We start from the raw sequence: 19,281 nt of genomic DNA, 5'->3' as shown, positions 1-19,281 counted from the left end.
ATGTGATCCCGACCCGAAAGGGTTTATTCCCGTTCGACGTGGTGTGGGATTGCCGCAAAACAGCAGCCAAGAGGATTGGCCGCAAAAAAGCACAAAGGGCACAAAAGAAAACTGAAGAGGAAAAGGCAGCTTGGCCACAAAAAAGCACAAATGGCACAAAAGATCACAGAAGAAAAAACAAAAGAGTGTGTTTAAAACACTGCTCTGGTTTTGGTATTTGCTTTCCTTTTGTGCCCTTTGTGCTTTTTTGTGGCCAATCCTCTTTCAATCCACTCTTCGGTTTTCTTTTGTGCTATTTGTGCTTTTTTACGGCCAATTCTTTGTCTTTGTGTGTGTTTAATCCGGGGCGCGGCCCATCAGGTACGAGCGCAGTTCGATGAACACCTGGGTGCAGCGCTGGCGCCAGTTGCGGTCGGTGAGCAGGGCCGGGTGTGACGGTCGGAACAGCACGTGGACCGTGAGGCTGTTGTCCCTGGCCGGGTCCAGGTGGTGGAGGTGGAGTTCGACATCGATGGGGCTGGCGGAGCGGCGCAGCCCGAGCCACGAGAGCGGGCCGCCGGTGGGCGTCTTGCGCCCGCCCAGGCGCACCTTGATGAGCCCGGGGACGCTCTCGACCACCTCGCCGCCGGCGTCGTGAACGAACCCGCGGAGCTTCATGATCGCGATGCTTTCCGGCATCCACGCTTCCATGTGGAACGGGAGCGCGGCGTTGTCCCGCGACGTGCCGGTCTGGGTGAGCGCGGACGCCGGCGGCGGGGTCGCTACGACCGACGCGGGCGGGTGAGGGAAGGTGAGGCCGGCGTGCGACGCCGGTGCACGCAATTCGCTGTGCGACCGCGGCGGGACCATGCTGCGCGATTCCGCCTTCACCTGCGCGCGGTTCAGGGCGGTGTCAAACCGCTCGGCCAACTCCCGGGCCGTCTGAGGGCGGTCGGCGGGGTCTTTCGCCAGGGTGTCGAACACCAGCTCTTCGATTTCCGTCGGCACCCAGCCCGTCAGCCCGAGCTCCCCGAACGTGGGGGCGTACTCGGTGGCGTGAGCCAGCAGGATGTCCATGCTAGTCGGGCCGTTGAACGGGAGCCGGCCGGTGAGCAGTTCGTACATCATCACGCCGACGCTGTACAGGTCGCCGCGGTGGTCCATTTCCTCGCCGCGCACCTGCTCGGGGCAGATGTAGCCGGGCGTACCGACCGCGAAATCGACGTTCGTGTCGGTCACCTTGCGCGTGGTCGGCTCGCCCTCGATCAGCTTCGCCAGCCCGAAGTCCATGACCTTGATGCGTTCGCGTGGGGTGTCGGCGTCGACCACCATGAGGTTCGCGGGCTTCAGGTCGCGGTGGATGATGCCCTCGTCGTGGGCCGCCTGGAGCACCTCGCACAGCTCGCCGATGATCCGCCCCACGCGCGGGGCGCTCATGCGCTTGTTCCTGAGCAGCAGGGATTCGAGGTTAACGCCCTTGACGTATTCCATGATGATGCACGGCCCGAGCGGGTCGTCGAGCGTGGCATCATAAAGGGTGACGGCGCCCGGGTGCTGGAACCGGGCCATCAGCAGCGTTTCGCGCAAGAAGCGGTCGCGGAATTTGGGGTCGGCGGCGATCTGCTCGTGCATCACCTTGACCACCACCTCACGGCCCAGATCGAGCTGGCGCGCGAGGTATACCCTGCCCATGCCGCCCTCGCCGAGCTGCCGCCTCGTCTCGTACCGACCCATGAATACGCGGCCGATCATGAAAATTCGCTCGCTCGGCTCCCCGGGCGGGGCGGGTTGGGGCGCCTAACTCTAGGTCGAGAAAACGGAACAATCCAACGCGGCCCGCGCATCCGTCGTGTCGCGCGTTCGCACCGGTGACGAAAAATGAGTTCCGGCGCGAAGCAAGGGAACGCGCGAAAGGTCCAGTATGTCGGGGAAATACGAGGTGAGTTGTGTCGCCCGCGTTACAACTGCTCGGTCGGTGTTCCGAGGAGCACCGTGCGGCGCTGGGATTTGGGTGCCGCTCGCGGTACACTGGCACCCGCCTGCCGACCCTCGCCGAACTTCTCCACCCTCCCGGAGCTTCGCCTATGCCGCGGTTCGCATGTCTCCTCGCACTCCTTCTGCTCAGCGCGCCTTTGTCCGCCCAGCCGAGGGGCGGACCGCTTTCGCCGGCCGACGCGCTGAAAGCACTGAAAGTCGCGGACGGCTTCCAGGTGGAGCTGTTTGCCGCCGAGCCGATGCTGATTAACCCCACCTCCATCGACGTGGACCACAAAGGGCGGGTGTGGGTGGCGGAGGCCGTGAACTACCGGCGCAAGAATTTCGGGCGGCCGATCATTCGCAAGGAAGGCGACCGTATTCAGGTGCTGGTGGACGAGAAGGGCGAAGGTAAGGCGTCGAAGGCGATCACGTTCTATCAGGGCGATGAGCTTTACGGCCCGCTCGGCGTGTGCGTGCTCCCATATGCGGACGGTAAGGGGCAGAAGGTGTTCGTGTGCCAGTCGCCGGACATCCTCGTGTTCGAGGACAAGGACGGCGACCTGAAGGCCGACGGCCCGCCGAAGAAGTTCCTCACCGGGTTCGGCGGCTTCGACCACGACCACGGCGTCCACGGCATCAACATCGGTCCGGACGGCAAGCTGTATTTCACCGTGGGGGACAGCGGCGTCACAGGTCTTCAATCGGCTGATGGCAAGGGCAGAAAGTGGGTGTCCAATACCACCGACGTGCAAAAAGGCACGGTCTGGCGCTGCGACACAGACGGCACCAACCTCGAACTCATTGCGCACAATTTCCGCAACAACTACGAAGCCTGCGTGGACAGTTTCGGTGAGGTGTGGCTCTCCGACAACGACGACGACGGCAACCAGCAGACGCGCATCTGCTTCGTGATGCCCGGCGGGAACTACGGGTACGGCCCGCGCGGCCCGGGCCAGTCGCACTGGCACGAGGAGCAACCCGGGATCGTCCACAAGACGCTCCGCACCGGGTTCGGCAGCCCCACCGGGATCACGGTCTACGAAGGCGACCTCTTCGCCAAGAAGTACCGCGGTTCGCTGCTCCACTGTGACGCCGGGCCGCGTGAGGTGCGGTGGTTCCACCGCAAGCCAAAGGGGGCCGGGTACGAACTCGAAAAGGAGCTTCTGCTCACCAGCAGCGACAACTGGTTCCGCCCGTCAGACGTGTGCGTGGCGCCGGACGGCAGCATCATCGTGGCCGACTGGTACGACCGCGGCGTCGGCGGGCACGGGATGGGCGACCCGACCGACGGGCGCATTTACCGGATCACCCCGAAGGGCCACACGGGGTATAAGGTGCCGGAGTGGAAGCTGACCGATCCGAAGTGGTACGTCGAAGCGCTGAAATCTCCTTGCGCGGCGATGCGTTACATGGCGTTCGCCAAAATCCGCCCCCTCGTGTTGCAAGTCACAGACCGTCATAAAGAATGGGTCAAGACTAAGGGAGAGTTTAAAAATGACGACAAGACAAAAGAGCTATTCAGTAATCTGGTAGCTATTGAAAAGGAGTTGCAAGAGGCGAATGTATGGGATGGGCCGCCAGAAAATGCGGCTCGCGCGTTGTGGCTCACTTGCGTATCGAATCGAAGTGGCTGGAACGATACACCGATGTACCGCGCACTGGCATCAAGCGTCTTATTTACGGACAAAAAACGTAATAACGGCCCGCTTCCGCTCACGCTTCTCCGCATCGACAGGAGCCTTGGAGATAACGAATTTTACCGCACCGCGCGTACCATGTATCCCCTCGAAACGTCCTCTAAAACCGATCTGCCGAAAGACTCAATCGATGCCCTTAATCGGGACCCGAATAAGTTCGTAGAGCTGTATGGCCCAACGGCGGCAGCTCAACGCGAGCTTCTACTTTCGATGCCCGGTATCGGATTAGAGTACGTCAAACCGGTTTTCTACGCCCTTGCCAAGAAGTACGACGGCCAAGACCACTTCTATCGTGCCGCCCTCAACATCGCGTGCGGTACTGATCCGGTTCGGCGTGATGCGATCCTGGCCGATTTCGACAAGCACTTCCCGGAATGGAACGACAAGGTCGCGGACCTCGTGTGGGAGCTGCGGCCAAAGTCCGTGCTGCCGCGCCTCGGCAAGCTCCTCAGCGACGCCAAACTGACCGCGGCCCAGAAGTCGCGCATTGTGGACATCATCGCGTCCAACGACGACCCTTCTGCGGGGCAGGCGATGCTCGCGGTGCTGAAGTCAGGCGCAGCGCCGGAAGTGAAGGGGCGCGCGGTCGAAAGCTTGAAGCTCTTCCTCCCCACCAAATGGAAAGCACTTCAGGGGAGCAAGGAACTAACGGAACAGGTCAGCTCCTTACTCTCAGAGCCGAAGTCGCGAGTCACGGGTTTGCAACTGGCGGCGGCAATCGGGTCCGCGGATTACGTTGGGGCGGTGGCCGACATCGCGAAAGATAAGGAAGCCGCGCTCGACCTGCGGAAAGAGGCGGTTCGCGCGCTCGGGAAGATCAAGGACGACGCGAGTGTGTCCGCACTGATCGACATCGGCAGCCCGGAGAACCCGCTTTCGGTGGCGTGCGTGCAGGCGCTCGGCGAACTGCTTCCCACCGGGCCGAAGCCGTCCAAGCACACAGCGGTTGCGCTCGATGCGCTGGTGCGCGCGATCAACGCCGGCGACCGCGGCACCCCGGAACTGAAGTCGGCCGCCCTGACCGCTCTCGCTGGCAACCGGGCCGGTACGCAATGGCTCCTCGACGCGCACCAGAAGGCCGCGTTACCGAAAGAGCTGGTGGCACAAGCGGGGCAACTGCTCCGCAACTCGCCGTTCCAGGGCGAACGGAACCGGGCGCTGCTGCTGTTCCCGGCGCCCGCCAAGCTGAACCCCAAGAGCCTCCCCGCCGTGGCCGATTTGGCGCGGCGCCAGGGCGATGTGGCCCGCGGTAAGGCCGTGTGGAACGCGAGCCTCACCGGGACGGCGCAGTGCGCGAAGTGCCACATGGTTCGCGGCGTCGGCGGGCAGATCGGCCCCGACCTCTCGATGATCGGCAAGAAGGCCAGCCGCGAGAACCTGTACGAATCGCTCCTCACCCCGTCGAAAGCGATCGCCGATCAGTACATCCCCCACGCCGTCACCACCACCGCCGACGTGGTCGTGAGCGGGTTACTGGTGGGCGACAGTGCCGACGCGATCACCCTTCGCGATGCGAACGGCAAAGACACCACCATTGCCAAGGCGGACATCGACGGCGCAGTGCGCAAGCTCAAGAACTCGCTGATGCCCGACGACATCGTCACCGCGCTCAACGAAGACGAACTGGTCGATCTGGTGGCCTACCTGGAGACGCTGAAGACGGCGGCGCTCACCCCGGACAGCTTCGCTGTCGCCGGCCCTTTCCCGGCGGAGAGCATGAACAAGGCGCTCGACACCGCCTTCGGACCGGAAGCGGCCGCGTTCGATCCGAAAGCGATCTGGACCATGAAGGGCGTCACCTCCGTCGGCTGGAAGACGCTGCGACCGGACGGGAAGGGCTATTTCGACCTCGCCGGGACGCACGGCCGCGCGGGCCTCAACTCCGCGTCCTACATGTACTTTGAAGTAGACTCGCCGGCGGAGCAGGGGGCCGAGGTGCTGCTCGGGCCGGACGACGGGGCGAAGCTCTGGCTGAACGGGAAAGAGGTGTTCACCTCGCGCGAATCCAAGGCGGCATCACCGGAGGCGCACAAGGTCGCGGTGAAGCTCGCGAAGGGTAAGAACGCCGTGCTCCTGAAGGTGGCCAACGGCAACAACCCGCACGGGTTCTATTTCAGCCTGACCTCCGCCGAGGAACTGAAGGCGGTGCCGCGGAAGTAGCCCACTCGGGCCGCACCGACGGACGCGGCCCTGCCTCTCCCGCTCTGTCTCTTTCAATCGGAGCTACTGGAATGCGTCTGGTTCCTTTCACTGCGCTCGGCGCGCTGATTCTGGTGGGTGTGGCGACGGGCGCCGACGAAAAACCTGTCGTCGTAAAACTTAACAAGCTGTCGGCGCCAGCGCCGGCCGGCTGGAAGAGCGAAAAGCCGGCGAACCGGTTCCGCACCTACCAGTTCAAACTCCCGGGGGCGAAGGATCACCCCGAGGCCGAGCTGTCCGTAATGAACGAGAGCCTACCGGGCGCCGACAAGAACTTTCCCAAGTGGAAGAACACGTTCGCCGTGCCCGAAGGCAAGACCGCGGACGACATCAGCAAGACCGCGAAGTGGGAGGTCAAAGGTGCCACCGTCAACGTGCTCGACGTGACGGGCACCTGGAAGTACAAGGAGCGGCCGTTCGATCCCAAGTCGAAGGAGATGCTGCTCGAAGACTGGCGCGTAATCTGGGTGATCGTGGAGGAGAAGGATGCGAAAGGGGAGCCGCTCGAAACGCACCACCTGCGCCTCAGCGGTCCCTCGGTCACCGTGGCCGAACACGCCAAGGCATTTGAGGACTGGGTGAAGGCGTTCAAATAGCAACGTCCTTGCAGACTCAGCACGTCACAAGGGTAGACAGGAACTGTCGAAGAGTTGAACACGATCGAAGTTTCAGCGATGGGTTCTTGAACCGTCCGGTGGGGATCTGGCCGCCAGAAGACAGCCCCACCGGCTCCGAACGAACAGATCGATGCCGAACCCCCACCGTTCGGTAACACCACATCAGCGGAATTCGGTTGATTCTGCACGTCTGGGCATCTGGATTGCTCCCGCATAGCGGAGATGGCGGGGTGAATGCTCCAGGACTGGCTTGGTAAGCACTGCTCTCGCGTGTGGACGGCGCAAGTGGGTTGCGACAGAGTTTACGGTGCGATGTCCACGCGCAGTTCTAACCATCAAGAGTAGAAGTATCCAGCTGCCGATCCTGGTGAGAAAAGGTTCTCGGTACAGAGCGACCGTTACGCTCCGAAGAACGAGTCGCGGCGCTGCGGGCCGTCGCATCTCGTTTCCATTCTGCCTGCGGGATCTGGCCCATGCGCGCAACAGCCGCTCTATTCTTGGTGCCCCTTCTGTTCGTTGCGACTTCGCGAGGGCAGGAGCCGCCTGGCGACCTCAAAGACCGTATCGAAGACCTGAAGAGGCAGATCGCGGAGAAGAAGGCCGAACTCGCGAAGCTCGAAGCGGATCTCGCGAGGCTCGATCCGTCCAACCCACAAAAGATTCAAGGCAAGTGGCGAACGATCGAGGTGGTCTCGGCCGGCGCGAAGCTCGAACGGGACGTATGGGTACACCTGAGCTGGGAGTTTAATGGCAAGAGCGTGGTAACGGTCGCGCAGAAGGCCGGCGAGGTGCCCTACACGCTTTTGCTCGACTCGTCAAGTACACCCGCGCAGATCGATCTGGTTCACAAGAACCCTAAACTCAGACTTTCTGGAATTTACAAGTTTGAAGGCGAGAAGCTCGTCATCTGCCTCCGCGAAGGGACGCGGCCGCGGACGTTCGATTCGACCGAAGCCGATGGCTCGTGGCTCGTGACGCTCGACCCGGTCAAGTGAGGGGCAGTCTTGCTCCGTGGCCCCTCAAAGTCGAAGGGCTCAAGCGGTGCCGAATTGACGGTCACCGGCATCTCCCAGACCGGGGACGATGTACCCGACCTCGTTCAGGTGCGAGTCGAGCGCCGCGAGGTGAATCGGCACGTTCGGGTGAGCGGCCTGAAGCGCCGCGACGCCCTCCGGGGCGGCGATGAGGCCGATGAAAATCAGCCGCGGGGTGCCGGTTTTTTGAAGGATGTCAAGGGCCGCGATGGCGCTCCCCCCGGTCGCGAGCATCGGATCGAGTACGATGCCCACGTCCATCGTCGGTTTCGGCGGCAGCTTGTTGTAATACGTTACCGGCTTCAGCGTCGCGTGGTCGCGGTACAGACCCAGGTGCCACACGGTTGCTTCGGGCAGCGCCTCGAGCATCGCCTCGGCCATACCCAACCCTGCGCGTAACACGGGGACGAACCCCACCCGGTCGGCGATGGTTTGGCAGGTGGTTTCGGTCAGCGGCGTGTGAACGAGTGTCGGTGCGAGGCGCAGGTCGTGGGTCGCCTCGAACAGCAGCACGCGCGAGATCTCGGCGACCTGATCGCGGAACTCTGGCGGCTTCGTCTCGACCGACCGCAGTCGGGCGAGCTTGTGCTGAATCAGCGGGTGGCGGGACACGTTCACGGGCGCGGGCATGGGTTCCCCTGTGCGGCGTTAGGCGACTTGTTCCAGGATGAGCGGTTCGGACCACGGCGGCGCGTCGCCGATGGCAAACGATTCTTTGAGAAGGTCCAGTGCGGCGCCCAGCCTCGGCCCGCCGCGATGATGCACCTCGAACACCACGTGTTTCGTGCCGACGTGCTCGCCGGGTTTGGCGCGCACGATCACACCGACTGCGGGGTCGATGGCATCCTCAGCGCGGTCACGCCCGCCGCCGAGCAACCGCACGGCGACGCCTACCTTCTCCGCGTTCATGGAGACGACGTAGCCGGCGCGGTCGGCGGTCACGGCCGTAATCGCGCCGGTAGACGGGAGGCGAGCGTAGTCGTCGATGACACCGGGATCACCACCCTGTTGTTCGATGCACCTTCGGAGCACCTCGAGTCCGGTCCCGCTGGACAGTGCGCTACGCACCTGCTTCTCGGCGCTGCCGTCGTCCGGCGCGAGGCCGGCGAGCCGCACCATTCGCGCGGCGAGTGCGACTGACAGGTCGGTCAGGTCCGGCGGGCCGTTGCCTTTCAGCGTTTCGATGCTCTCGATCACTTCGAGCCCGTTCCCGACGTACCGACCCAGCGGGACGTCCATCGCGGTGATGAGCGCGCTCATCCGGAGCCCGTTTGCGGTGCCAACTTTCACGATCGAATCGGCCAGCGCCCGGGCCTGTTCGCGCGTCTTCATGAACGCCCCGGCCCCGCACTTCACATCCATTACCAAGCCCGAGATGCCCTCCGACAGCTTCTTGCTCAGGATCGAAGCCGTGATGAGCGGGACGCTCTCCACGGTCGAGGTGACGTCGCGCAGCGCGTAGAGCATCTTGTCCGCCGGCGCCACGTCGGCGGTTTGGCCGATCATGCCGAGTCCGACTTTCCGGAGCGCGGCGCGGAGCTCCGCTTCCGACAGGTTCACCCGGAAACCCGGGATCGCTTCGAGCTTGTCGAGGGTGCCGCCGGAGTGGCCGAGCCCGCGGCCCGACATCATCGGCACGACCACCCCGCACGCCGCCGCGAGCGGCCCCAAAATGAGCGACGTCTTGTCGCCGACGCCGCCGGTGCTGTGCTTATCGACCTTGGGGCCGTCGAGGTCGGAGAGGTCGAGGCGCTTCCCCGAGTTCGCCATCGCGGCGGTGAGGGCGGCGGTCTCGTCCGGGACCATCCCGTTGAGGTAGATCGCCATGAGCAGGGCGGTGAGGTGGTACTTCTCCCACCCGCTGCCGTCGAGGCGCGCTGCCGCGGAAACGAACGTCCCGATTTGCTCGGGTGACAGCACGCCGCGGTCGCGCTTGGTCTGGATCACGTCCCCGGGTCGCATGAAGTCCCCTCGCGCCGTTGCGGGTAAGCGGAGACAGCATACCCGGCCTGCACGGGAGGGCCAACGGTTCCCAAGAAGCAACCGGTGATTCTTGTGATGCGATCGGAAGGGCGGTATGATCATCCACGTTCTCGTGGATCTAGCTCGCTGCGTTGCAGCAGGCCGATGTTGCGTCGGCCGGGCGTCTGCCACCACACCCCGCGCGGGGAGCGCTGTTCCAGCACCGCTATCGGCGGCCGCGGCGCCCCGCGGCGCCAGGCCTGGGACAACACCGCCGATCGTCGTTCCTGGCGCCGCGGGGCGCCGCGGCCGCCGGCGGTGCCGTGAGCGCTCCGCGCCACAGGTTCAGAAGTAGACACGAGAACGCGAGCGGGCCGGGGGACACCCCGGCCCGCTGTGCGTTCGTGCGAGCGGGCTCGCCGGTCACTTGTGCGGCGCCGCGGCCTCACGTGCCGCGGTCAGTTTCGCGTTGGCGATGTCCTGTGCCTGTGCGCGGAACCGGCCGAGCTTGTTCAGCTCGGTGTTCGCGGCGTTCAGCTCGGCCTCGGCCGCGCGGAGGCGCTTCAGTTGCTTTTCGGCGGTCGCTTCCTGTTCCGGGGTCAGGAAGTCGTGGCGCCCCACCAGCACCCGCACCAGCTCCACAGGCTTCGGGCTGATCGTGATCGGCAGCAGCTCGTCGGTTTTGGCGCGGGGCACGAGGTACAGCACCCGCGACCCGTCTTCGTAGAACCAAGCGTCGGACCACGTCGCCACCATCGCTTTCGCCTCCTTCTCGTACAGCCCGGCGGCGGTCAGCTCCTTCACCAGGAACGCCGCGAGGTCATCGGCCTTGGCGCTCGGCTCGGGAAGAGCGGCCTCGGTACTCGCGCCGGTGGCGAGTTCGCCCAGCGGGCGGAACCCGACCTTGCCCGCGCGGGCTGTTACCACCACCGCGCCCGCGGCGGTCCCGCCAGAGTTGTTCACCACGCGCACCTTGTCCCCGCCCAGCGCCTGCACCACCACCGGCGGTGCGAACGTTCCAACACCGCGGTAGAACAGGAACTTTTCGCGCTGGAACACCGTACCGCCTTGAAGGGCGTGCTCGTCGTACCGCTCCGCAGAGCGGTTGCCGGTGATTTCCGCTTGGACCGGTACGGCGTCGGTTTCACGGGCGTGGTAGTACGGGTTATCTTGCCCCTTGGCGTCCGGCGGCGTGCGGGGGAACTTCGGCTTGTCACTTGGCGTGAGCTTCACGTCCCACCGGATGCTCTGGCCGCCGGTGCGGTCATTTTTGGGGCTGTTGACCGGCACTGCGCTTGCGAACGGGTACCACTCCGTGATCCAGCCCTTCGGGAAGTCCACAGTGACCGAAGCACGGGTGTCCTTGTCCGTGTAGAAGTACACCACCGGCGTTTCCATGCTCACCAGCCCGCCGCGTGCAAGACGCACGCCCTTGCTGAACGGGTTGACCTGGTGGTAGACGAAGTACGGCAGGTCTTCGTTGTTCGGTGAGAAGCCGACGGGCACGCCGCTGGAGCCCGAGAAGCTCGTGAAGGTGCCCCACTCGTGGGCCACGAGCCCGGTGGGGTTTGCGGGAGGCGGGACCGGGGCGACCGCGACCGGTTCGGGCCGGGGCGGGCTGGCCGCAGTGTCGTTGGTCAGGGCGTGGCTCGTCGCGAGCGCGACGCCAGCGGCCGCTACTAACAGGAACGTTCGCATCGTCACCCTCCTTCAAGGAGAGAACCCAGCCGCCGGGCGGCGGCCTCACTGGAACGATAACCCCTCGCAACCGCAACCGAATGTTGGGACCGGCGAAAGCTAAACAGCGAAATGTTGGGAACCCATCGCCGCGGCTCAACGGAAGGAATTTCCCGAACCGCTCGAATAACTCGCGCCCGGTTACCGTCTCACCGGTAAGCCCCGCCCGGTGAGCGGAACGCCCGAAAATGAATCGAGTGCGAGGGCTTGCCTTCGCCGCTCCGCCGCTTACCATCTGTATCGGCCTTTCCACCGCCGCCGGCGTGGTGCCGGCGACGGTCTCACAGAAGGAGTGCAGCATGCGCGCGACCCGTTTCCTTGGCCTGGCTCTGGTGCTCGCCCTCGCCTCGTCTGTCGCCACCGGCGAAGAGCTGAAGTCCGGCCCGACCGAGAAGATCGGCGGCGCCTTCGACGTGAAGGCGATCACCGGCGAGAAGGCCGGCAAAACGCTCTGCTACGTGTGCAAGTTCGGCGGTGAGGGCCGCCCGGCCGCGGTGCTGATCTTCACCCAGAAGGCCGACGACAACTTGGTCGCCGTGGTGAAGGCGGTGGACGGCGTTCAGAAGACCAACGAGAAACTGGGCACCGTGGTGGTGGGCGTCAGCGGCGTCGAGGCCGCCGACTTCGAGAAGCTCCAGACCACCCACAAGCTGACCACCCCGCTGACCGTTGCGGCCGACAAGGACGGCCCCGAGAAGTACAACCTGAGCAAGGACGCGGCCGTGACCGTCGTCGTGTACCAGAAGGGCGGCAAGGTGAGCAAGAACTTCGCGTTCAAGACGACCAAGGAAGCGGCCGAGAAGGCCTCGGAAATCGCTAGCGCCGCGACCGCCGCCCTCAAGTAAGCTGAACGCGGTTTAAGAACCAGGGGGTTGAACCTCCTGGCTGTTCCCGACGAACCTTAAGGGGCTGACCGTAACTCACACCTCCTTGGTGTGCTTGCGGCCCTGTGAGGCCACCGGAAACAGCCAGGGTTTCAACCCCCCGTTGTTTTGTGTACGATGCTTTCGATCCCCCCCACCTTCTCGCCTCGTGCAGGTCCTGAGCTATGCCGTTCCGCGTTTCCGCCTTCGCGGTCGTAGCGTTCCTGTTCGCTTCGTTCGCCGGCGCGCGGCCGCAACCGGCCGACGTGAGCGGGCCGATCAACGTGACCCCGAAGCCGCTTGCGTCAGACAAGACGGTGAAGCTCGATTATGACATCGTGTACGTCCGGGCGCCGCGGAACGGCGACAAGGTCGGTACGAACTGGCCCGAGATCTCGAACCCGGTCTACATGGACGCCGGCGCCGACCTGATGCTCCTCCGCCCCGACGGTTCCGAAGAGGTGCTGGTGAGGGGCGGAAGCGGGTCGGTCACCGACCCCGCGGTGTCGTTCGACGGCGAATGGGTCTACTATTCGCACTTCCACGACATGAAGGGCGGCAGCGTCTCACAAGGCCCCGCCGGCGGCGCGGACATCTACAAGATCCACGTGAAGTCGCGGACGGTCGTCCGCCTCACGCACCAACAGTTCACCCCCAACACCGGCGCGGCGAACTGGAGCACGGACTACCGCACCCCCGAGGCCGGGAAGAACTCCTTCGGGTACGGCGTTTTCGACACCGGCCCGTGCCCGCTGCCGGGCGGGAAGGTGGCGTTCACGAGCAACCGCAACGGGTTCAAACCGCCGAAGCGGCTGCCGCACGTCATGCAACTGTTCGTGATGGACGACGACGGCTCGAACGCCGAGTGCATCGGGCACCTGAACCTCGGGATGGCGCTCCACCCGACCGTCCTGCGCGACGGGCGGATCATGTTCAGCTCGCTCGAATCGCAAGGGCTCCGCGCATCGACGCTGTGGGGGCTGTGGGTCATCAACCCGGACGGCACCGGGTGGGGGCCGATGGCCAGCGCGTTCATGCCCGGGGCGAGCCCGAGCGCGTGGCACTTCCAGACGCAGCTCTCCGACGGTTCCATCGTGGCTGAGGAGTACTACAGCCAGACGAGCAGTGGGTTCGGGAGCTTCGTGCGGTTCCCGCTGGCGGCCCCCGATGGGCAGACGTTCGGCCCGGGGTACACGCAAGACCCGCGGAACCCCCCGCTGCGTCACGGCCGGACCGACGACGGGAAGGCCCGCGTTCGGCGCCTGCCGTTCAGCCCCTTTGGGGTCGAGTCCATTACGCCGTTCGCTCGTTCCGACGAGGGGCCGTCGGACTACGCGGTTCGCGGGTCGCGTACCGCACCGCGGGTCGGCAAGGTCACGCACCCGTCGGCGGCGCCGGACAACCACCTGCTCGCGGTCTGGTCGCCGGGGCCGGTCAACGGCGGCTACACGGTTCACGTTCCCGCAGTCGATGGCGGGTTGTATCTGCTGAAAGACGGTAAGGCCGCGAACGAGCCGGGCGACCTGCTGCTCATCAAGAACGACCCGAAGTTTAACGAACAGTGGCCCCGCGCGCTGGTGCCGTACAAGCGGATTCACGGCATCGACGAGCCGAAGAAACTCGCCCCGCTTGCGAACGACGGGACACTCTCGAAGCACCTTCCGGCGGGCACCCCGTTCGGGCTGGTGGGTACGTCGAGCTTCTACAAGCGCGAGAGCTACCCCAACGGCGTGGTCAAGCCCGGCACGGTGACCGCCGCCTACGCCGGCGGCGACCCGTCGGGTTACGAGGACCTCGACTGGTTCAACCCCGCGGCCGACGCCACATCGCTCAATTGGCTGAACCAGGGGGCGGACGTCGGCCGGTACACGAACGCCGACATCCACGCCGTGCGCATCCTCGCGATGGAACCGACGACCGACCGCAACCAGGGGCCGCAATCAGGCCGCACGTTCCGCAGCCACGCGACCGAGAAGCTCCGCATCCTCGGCGAGATCCCCCTTCGCAAGTTCCAAAACGGTAAGGAGCCGCTCGACCCGGACGGGAACCCCGACACGAGCTTCCTGGCGAAGATCCCTGCGGACGTGGGATTCACGTTCCAAACGCTCGACCGGCGCGGGATGGTGCTGAACATGGCACAAACGTGGCACCAAGTTCGGCCCGGCGAGATCCGCAACGACTGCGGCGGGTGTCACGCGCACAGCCAGAAGCCCACGGACTTCAAGCTCACGGCCGCGGCGAAACCGGACTACCAACTCTTCGACCTGACCGAGAAGACGCCGCTGCTGGAGCCTCCGTCCGGCGACCAGTCGAAGAAGCAGTGGGATGCGAAAGCGGAGACGGGTCTGACGTTCGCAGCGGGGGTGAAGAACGTCGAGTACTTCCGTGACGTGAAGCCGATCCTCGACCGGAGCTGCGCGGCGTGCCACACGCTGAAGGGCGATGCCCCGGCGAAGCTCGTGCTCGATGACGACAAGACCATCAACGTCGCCGACTGCGACGACGTTCCGGGAACATACTACCGGCTGGCGATGGACGGCGCCGGGCGGTTCGGGCACAAACCGCTCGTCGGCGGCTGGCGCGGGGTGAACGCCTCCCGCTACGTCCGGATGTTCCAGTCCCGACGCAGCCTCCTGATTTGGAAGGTGTTTGGCGCGCGGCTCGATGGTTGGACCAACGACGACTTCCCGTCGGAAACCATCCCCGGCGACCCGCGCACCCTCCAGTTAAAGGGCGAGCCGGTTGCGAACACGCTCGCGAACCGCAGCCGCGCGGACCTGGATTTCACCGGCAGCGTCATGCCGCCGCCGGAAGCGGTCAAGGCCGGTAAGGTCGTGCCGCTGAGCGAAGAGGACAAACTCACCCTGGTGCGCTGGATCGACTTGGGGTGCCCGATCGACCTCGATCACGACCCCAAGAGCCCTGAGAAACGCGGCTTCGGCTGGGCGATGGACGACCAGCGGCCGACGCTGACGCTCCAGACGCCGCGTGCCGGTGGGAATGAGCCGCTCGAACGCATCCGGATCGGGATGCACGATTACGGCACCGGTCTGGACGCAGCGAGTTTCGCGGTAACAGCCAGTGTCGCGGTCAACGGAACCGCTGCCGGCGACAACTTGGCACCGCAGTTCGTCCCACTCGGTGGTGGCGTTTACGAACTGAAGCTGACCGCACCGCTGAGCGCGGCGAGCGCGAAACTTACGGTTAGCGTGAAGGACAAACAGGGTAACGTGACCCGTATCGATCGCACGTTTTCGGCTGGGAAATAAGGGGTGAAGCCGAGTCCGATTGAAGAGTAACGGTGCTCTGTAGCCGGCCTCTGTAAGGCCGGCTACAGAATGAGGCGTGCATGCTCATCAACCGGATTCCAGTCGTTTCCAGTTCGAGAAGCGCGGTTTTGATTTTTGAGTGTGGTCCGCTCACTCCGTGAGCGGTCGTTCCGCGTCCCCTACTCGCCCCGCGGGCGTGCGGACCTGTCGCTGCGCGCAACGCGAATCCGAGACCCGGAGCAACCGCTCACGGAGTGAGCGGACCACACTCAAAGGCCTGTGCATGGGGCTGCTGCACCAACTCGAAACGACTGGATTTGGTATGACGCCGAAACGGTGGGTTGCCGGCCGGCGCCCACCCCGGATTTGTGCTTCATGCCCGTGTGTGTTGTGGAGCCTTATTGATCTGTGAATGACGGCACTGGTGCAGTTGGCGTCTAAACGTGCCCGCCTTCGCGGAGGTGGGCGGTCATGTCGCGGTGGACCCGGCGGCGGATCAGGAACTCGTCCTCGTCTAGCCACGCCCGCACCTTTGTCCCGAGCGTGAACTCGTCGGTCACCACCGACCGTACCACTGTGTCGATCAGGCGGAGCGGTTGGAGCGTGAAGTAGCGGTTCGTGGACCCGCTTGTCGTCACGCGGTCGAGCCGCTGGAACAACTCTTCGAGCCGCCCGAGAGCGATCCCAGCCGGTGCGAACCCCAGTGCCTCGGCGTAGGCCAGCGCGACAGCGGTTCGGGCGGACGGGTCGGGCGCGGCGAACTCGAACAGGTACTTGCGAGCCGCATCGAGGATGCGGATTCCGGCCTCCTCGTCGCCCGCGGCGAACCATCCGACCCCCAGCCCGACCTTTTCGGCGGTCACCGGTTCGTCGGGCCATTCGGCCCGCGCCGGGTCCAGCACGTTCATGAGGGCTTCGGCCTCGGCCGCCAGCCCGAACTTCCGCGCGGCCCGGAACGCACGCGGCGCTGCCGCGGTCGCGGCCGTCAGGAGCGGCCCGGCCGCCGCGCCGCGCGTGGCGTGTTGCAGCACCGCCCCCGCCGCCGGTCCGGTCGGGGCCAGCGCCAGCGCCGATCCGATGATGCGGGCTTGGTATCTCGCCACGCGCTGGGGGCGCTCGGCGTCGGTCCAGCGCCCGCCCCGGACCCAGGCTTCGACCCAGTCGAGCGCCGCCGGGACGCGCTCGATCAGTTCGCTCAGCAGCGGGGGCTCCAGAGCCGCGCCGGCTTCGAGCAGCGCGAGCACCACCCGCGGTACGGTGGCCGTGGTCGGTTGTGCGGCGATCAGCGCGAGCAGCGCCCGGGCCTCCTCGTTCACGTGCGCCGGTTCGGTCCGGGAGCCGAGCAGCGCGAGCCGCTCGCCGAGGCGGTCCGGCCCCCAGAACTCTTTCAGGTCGCGCCCGTAGTACGCGCTCACCTGCCCGAGCGGTTGCAGGATGCGGCTGTGCTCGCGCAACCGGTCCACGGCGTACCGCGCGAACTCGTGCAACCGGTCGAGGCGTTCTTGGAACTCCGCCGGGAGCGCGGCCTTCGGCGCCGCGCCCTCGTGGGCGTCCTTGATGCGGTGGAGGAACAGGTCGCCGAGGAGCGCGTGAGCGGCGGGGTCGGCCCGCGGGCCGCCGGCGCGGGTCAGGGCCTTTCGGGCTCGCGCGGCCCAGTCCCGCGCCGGCGCCCGCTCCCCGAGCGCGCCCAGGCCCCACGCGAGCATGAACTGCGCGTACACCGCCGTCGCCTCGGTCTCGGCCTCCAGTCCGGTCCATTCGAGCCGCGCGCCGCCGGCGTGCCGCTGCACCCATTTGAGGATCGGCTCCTTTTGGTGGGTCAGCCACTCGCGGGCGGTCTTGAACCGCTCGGCGGTGGCGGCGCCGCGGAACCGTAGGAACGACGGCTCATCGAGGTCCAGCCCGGGGCCGCGGTGGAGCAACCGATGTACGATCCGGTCGCGCCACCGCGCCAGCCCCAGCACGTCGCCGTTCGCGGCACGGGCCACCGCGAGCCGGGCGAGCCACGCCCCTCTTACCGGGATGTCCTCGAAGTGCTGGTCCAGAACCGCGAGCACGCGCGGGAGGTTGCCGACGAACCCCGCGGGCGGTGCCGCCGCCCACCCCGCGCACGCCGCCAGCGCCGCCACGACGCGCCCGGTGCCGGGGCGCCCGGGCTCCGCCAGCCAGCGCTCCAGTTCGGCGGTGCGGTCGCCCGGCTTGGCCGCGGCCCGCTCCGCCGCAGCCCACTCACCCAGCCATTCCGGCGGTGGGACTGGGCACTCCCAGATCGCATTCACCCAGCACACCGCGGCGTCGAGCGCCTGTCCGGTCGCGCCGTACACGTTGGCCAGTTCCGCCCAGCGGGCCGCGCGCTCGTCCGGCTCGAGCTTGGAGAAGTCGGCGAGCAACCGACCTTCAAGTCGATGCCGGTGGGCCGCGCGGTCGTGCCCGTGCAGCAGCGCGTCCGCCGAACTGAGTTTTTGCTCGACCCGAGTACTGGCCGGCCGCGCGGGGCGCGTCCGCTTGCGCTCGGCGGCGGGCTCCGGTGTCGGACCGGATGGAGCCGGCGCCGTGCCGCGGGCGCCGCGCCCGCTGACCCACCGCACCAAACGGCCGACGGACTTCGCGACCCAACCCGGCGGCGCGTCGGTCGGAACGGGCGGCTCTTCAACCGCCAGTTCCAACACCTTCGGGTCTGGTTCGGCAGTGGGCTCCACCCGCAGTGCGAAGCGGCCGAACGCGAAGACGTCTGTGCTAATCCGGTCGGCCGCGAGAGCGGTTGCCGCGGGTGGCAGATACTCCAACCGGTCGCAGAGCGGGCGGAACAGCTCGAGCGCGGCTGAGTTAATCGTGAACGTGCCTTCGGGCGCAGGTTCGAGCCAAGTGAGGCGGTCCGCACTCAGCCCGAGCTCGCGCCCGACCTCGCTCGCACGGGTGACCGGCCGGAGGGTCCACCCGACCGGTACGAACAGTCCCGGCAGCCGCGGGTCGCACTGGAACCCGGGCACCGCCAACGGCAACCCGGGGCTGTCGTCGCTCGGCGTGTGGCGGATCACGATCCGCTCGTGCCCACCGGCTTCGAGCGTTGCGATCTGAAACCGCCGCAACAAGCGCTCGTCGGCGCTGTGGCAGAAGTCACCGAACGCCCCCAGTTCGGGAGGGCCGAGCACCCAGAGCGATTCGGCGCCGGCCGGCTCGGTGCGCCGCAACCGGAGTCGCGCCTCGATCGGCGCGGCCGGGCGCGCTTCGGACGCACCACTCGGACGGTGGCGCAACGGGTACTCGTCGTCCGCAACGGCGGGCACCGGTTCGCGGTACAGGCCCATTCCGGCCGGCTCGCAGAGGAGAACGCAAGACGGAGGCACAGAAAGGTGCCCGGCGAGCGGGTGCTCCCAGCCGCGCGCGGTCCACACGCCCGGCGCCTGTTGACGGAACGCCCGGACCGGTGCGTCCGGTTCTTCGGTCCAGAGGAGGACCGCGGCGGGCGGCGTGTGCGCGGCCACCCAGGCGCGGCCGACGTGCGGTTCTGACAGCAGTCGAATTCCGAGCGGCCCGGCCCGCAAGCGCCGCAGCCGCGACACGAACGCGGCCAGTTGCTTGTCCGGGACGCTGAACAGCACCGGCCCCGGCGCGGGGGCACTCTTCCTGAGCGGCAGCAGTTCCGCCCAACACCGGATCGGTTCGGCCGTCGCGCCCGGCGAGCCGACGACCACGCCGAACCGTGCGATCGCCGTAAGCACATCGCGCGGTGGCAGTTGGTCCAGTTCGACCCAGGTGCGCCCGGCGTCGTCCCGGCCGGCGCGCCCCGGAACGCCCGTGACGCGGCTCGGCACCAGCCCGCTGGCCAGCGTGAGGCGCAGGACATCCGGATTCGGGAAAAAGAGCGCGGGCATGACCTGAAGTGTAGCCCCGGCGGGAAAAGACAGCACGAAAATCAAAGCACGAAATCCGAACCGGGCGCCTGC

At 66.2% G+C, this 19,281-nt stretch carries 10 protein-coding genes; 5 read left to right on the top strand and 5 right to left on the bottom strand.

The features are described 5' to 3' along the window. Positions 1-336: 336 nt before the first annotated feature. Entirely contained in the window at positions 337-1,731 is a 1,395-nt protein-coding gene (locus R5W23_RS10835; protein ID WP_320686339.1) for a serine/threonine protein kinase, read from the bottom strand. 332 nt (positions 1,732-2,063) lie between these two features. Between R5W23_RS10835 and R5W23_RS10830 the strand changes: the two genes are divergently transcribed. The 3 genes from R5W23_RS10830 (at position 2,064) to R5W23_RS10820 (ending at position 7,464) form a co-directional block, all read left to right on the top strand. Further along, on the top strand, positions 2,064-5,813 hold the full coding sequence (locus R5W23_RS10830) for a PVC-type heme-binding CxxCH protein (protein WP_320686338.1): 3,750 nt from the start codon (positions 2,064-2,066) through the stop codon (positions 5,811-5,813). Between the two features lie 71 nt (positions 5,814-5,884). Further along, a complete protein-coding gene (locus tag R5W23_RS10825) occupies positions 5,885-6,448 on the top strand; it encodes a hypothetical protein (protein WP_320686337.1) in 564 nt (187 codons plus the stop codon). 494 nt (positions 6,449-6,942) lie between these two features. Next, on the top strand, positions 6,943-7,464 hold the full coding sequence (locus R5W23_RS10820; RefSeq protein WP_320686336.1) for a TIGR03067 domain-containing protein: 522 nt from the start codon (positions 6,943-6,945) through the stop codon (positions 7,462-7,464). Between the two features lie 39 nt (positions 7,465-7,503). On the opposite strand, the gene upp is transcribed toward R5W23_RS10820, so the two are convergent. The 3 genes from upp to R5W23_RS10805 all read right to left on the bottom strand — a co-directional run bounded on the left by upp (position 7,504) and on the right by R5W23_RS10805 (position 11,163). Further along, positions 7,504-8,133, bottom strand: a complete 630-nt coding sequence (gene upp / locus R5W23_RS10815; protein WP_261187357.1) for a uracil phosphoribosyltransferase — start codon at positions 8,131-8,133, stop codon at positions 7,504-7,506. Between the two features lie 18 nt (positions 8,134-8,151). Further along, the gene (locus tag R5W23_RS10810) at positions 8,152-9,465 is read right to left on the bottom strand and encodes a thymidine phosphorylase (RefSeq protein ID WP_320686335.1); all 1,314 of its coding nucleotides are present in this window, start codon (positions 9,463-9,465) and stop codon (positions 8,152-8,154) included. A gap of 423 nt (positions 9,466-9,888) precedes the next feature. Continuing rightward, entirely contained in the window at positions 9,889-11,163 is a 1,275-nt protein-coding gene (locus R5W23_RS10805) for a hypothetical protein (protein ID WP_320686334.1), read from the bottom strand. Positions 11,164-11,501: 338 nt separating this feature from the next. Here R5W23_RS10805 and R5W23_RS10800 point away from each other — a divergent pair, with 338 nt between their 5' ends. After that, positions 11,502-12,047, top strand: a complete 546-nt coding sequence (locus tag R5W23_RS10800; RefSeq protein WP_320686333.1) for a hypothetical protein — start codon at positions 11,502-11,504, stop codon at positions 12,045-12,047. Positions 12,048-12,250: 203 nt separating this feature from the next. Continuing rightward, positions 12,251-15,334 (top strand): HzsA-related protein, encoded by a 3,084-nt coding sequence (locus R5W23_RS10795; RefSeq protein WP_320686332.1) that lies wholly within the window; start codon positions 12,251-12,253, stop codon positions 15,332-15,334. A gap of 437 nt (positions 15,335-15,771) precedes the next feature. On the opposite strand, the gene R5W23_RS10790 is transcribed toward R5W23_RS10795, so the two are convergent. After that, a complete protein-coding gene (locus R5W23_RS10790) occupies positions 15,772-19,209 on the bottom strand; it encodes a hypothetical protein (RefSeq protein ID WP_320686331.1) in 3,438 nt (1,145 codons plus the stop codon). Positions 19,210-19,281: the final 72 nt, after the last annotated feature.

It is taken from the genome of Gemmata algarum (genome assembly GCF_034097035.1).
GTDB lineage: Bacteria > Planctomycetota > Planctomycetia > Gemmatales > Gemmataceae > Gemmata > Gemmata algarum.
Note: the sequence above shows the minus strand (reverse complement) of the source record. Positions and strands in the feature narration are given on the sequence as shown.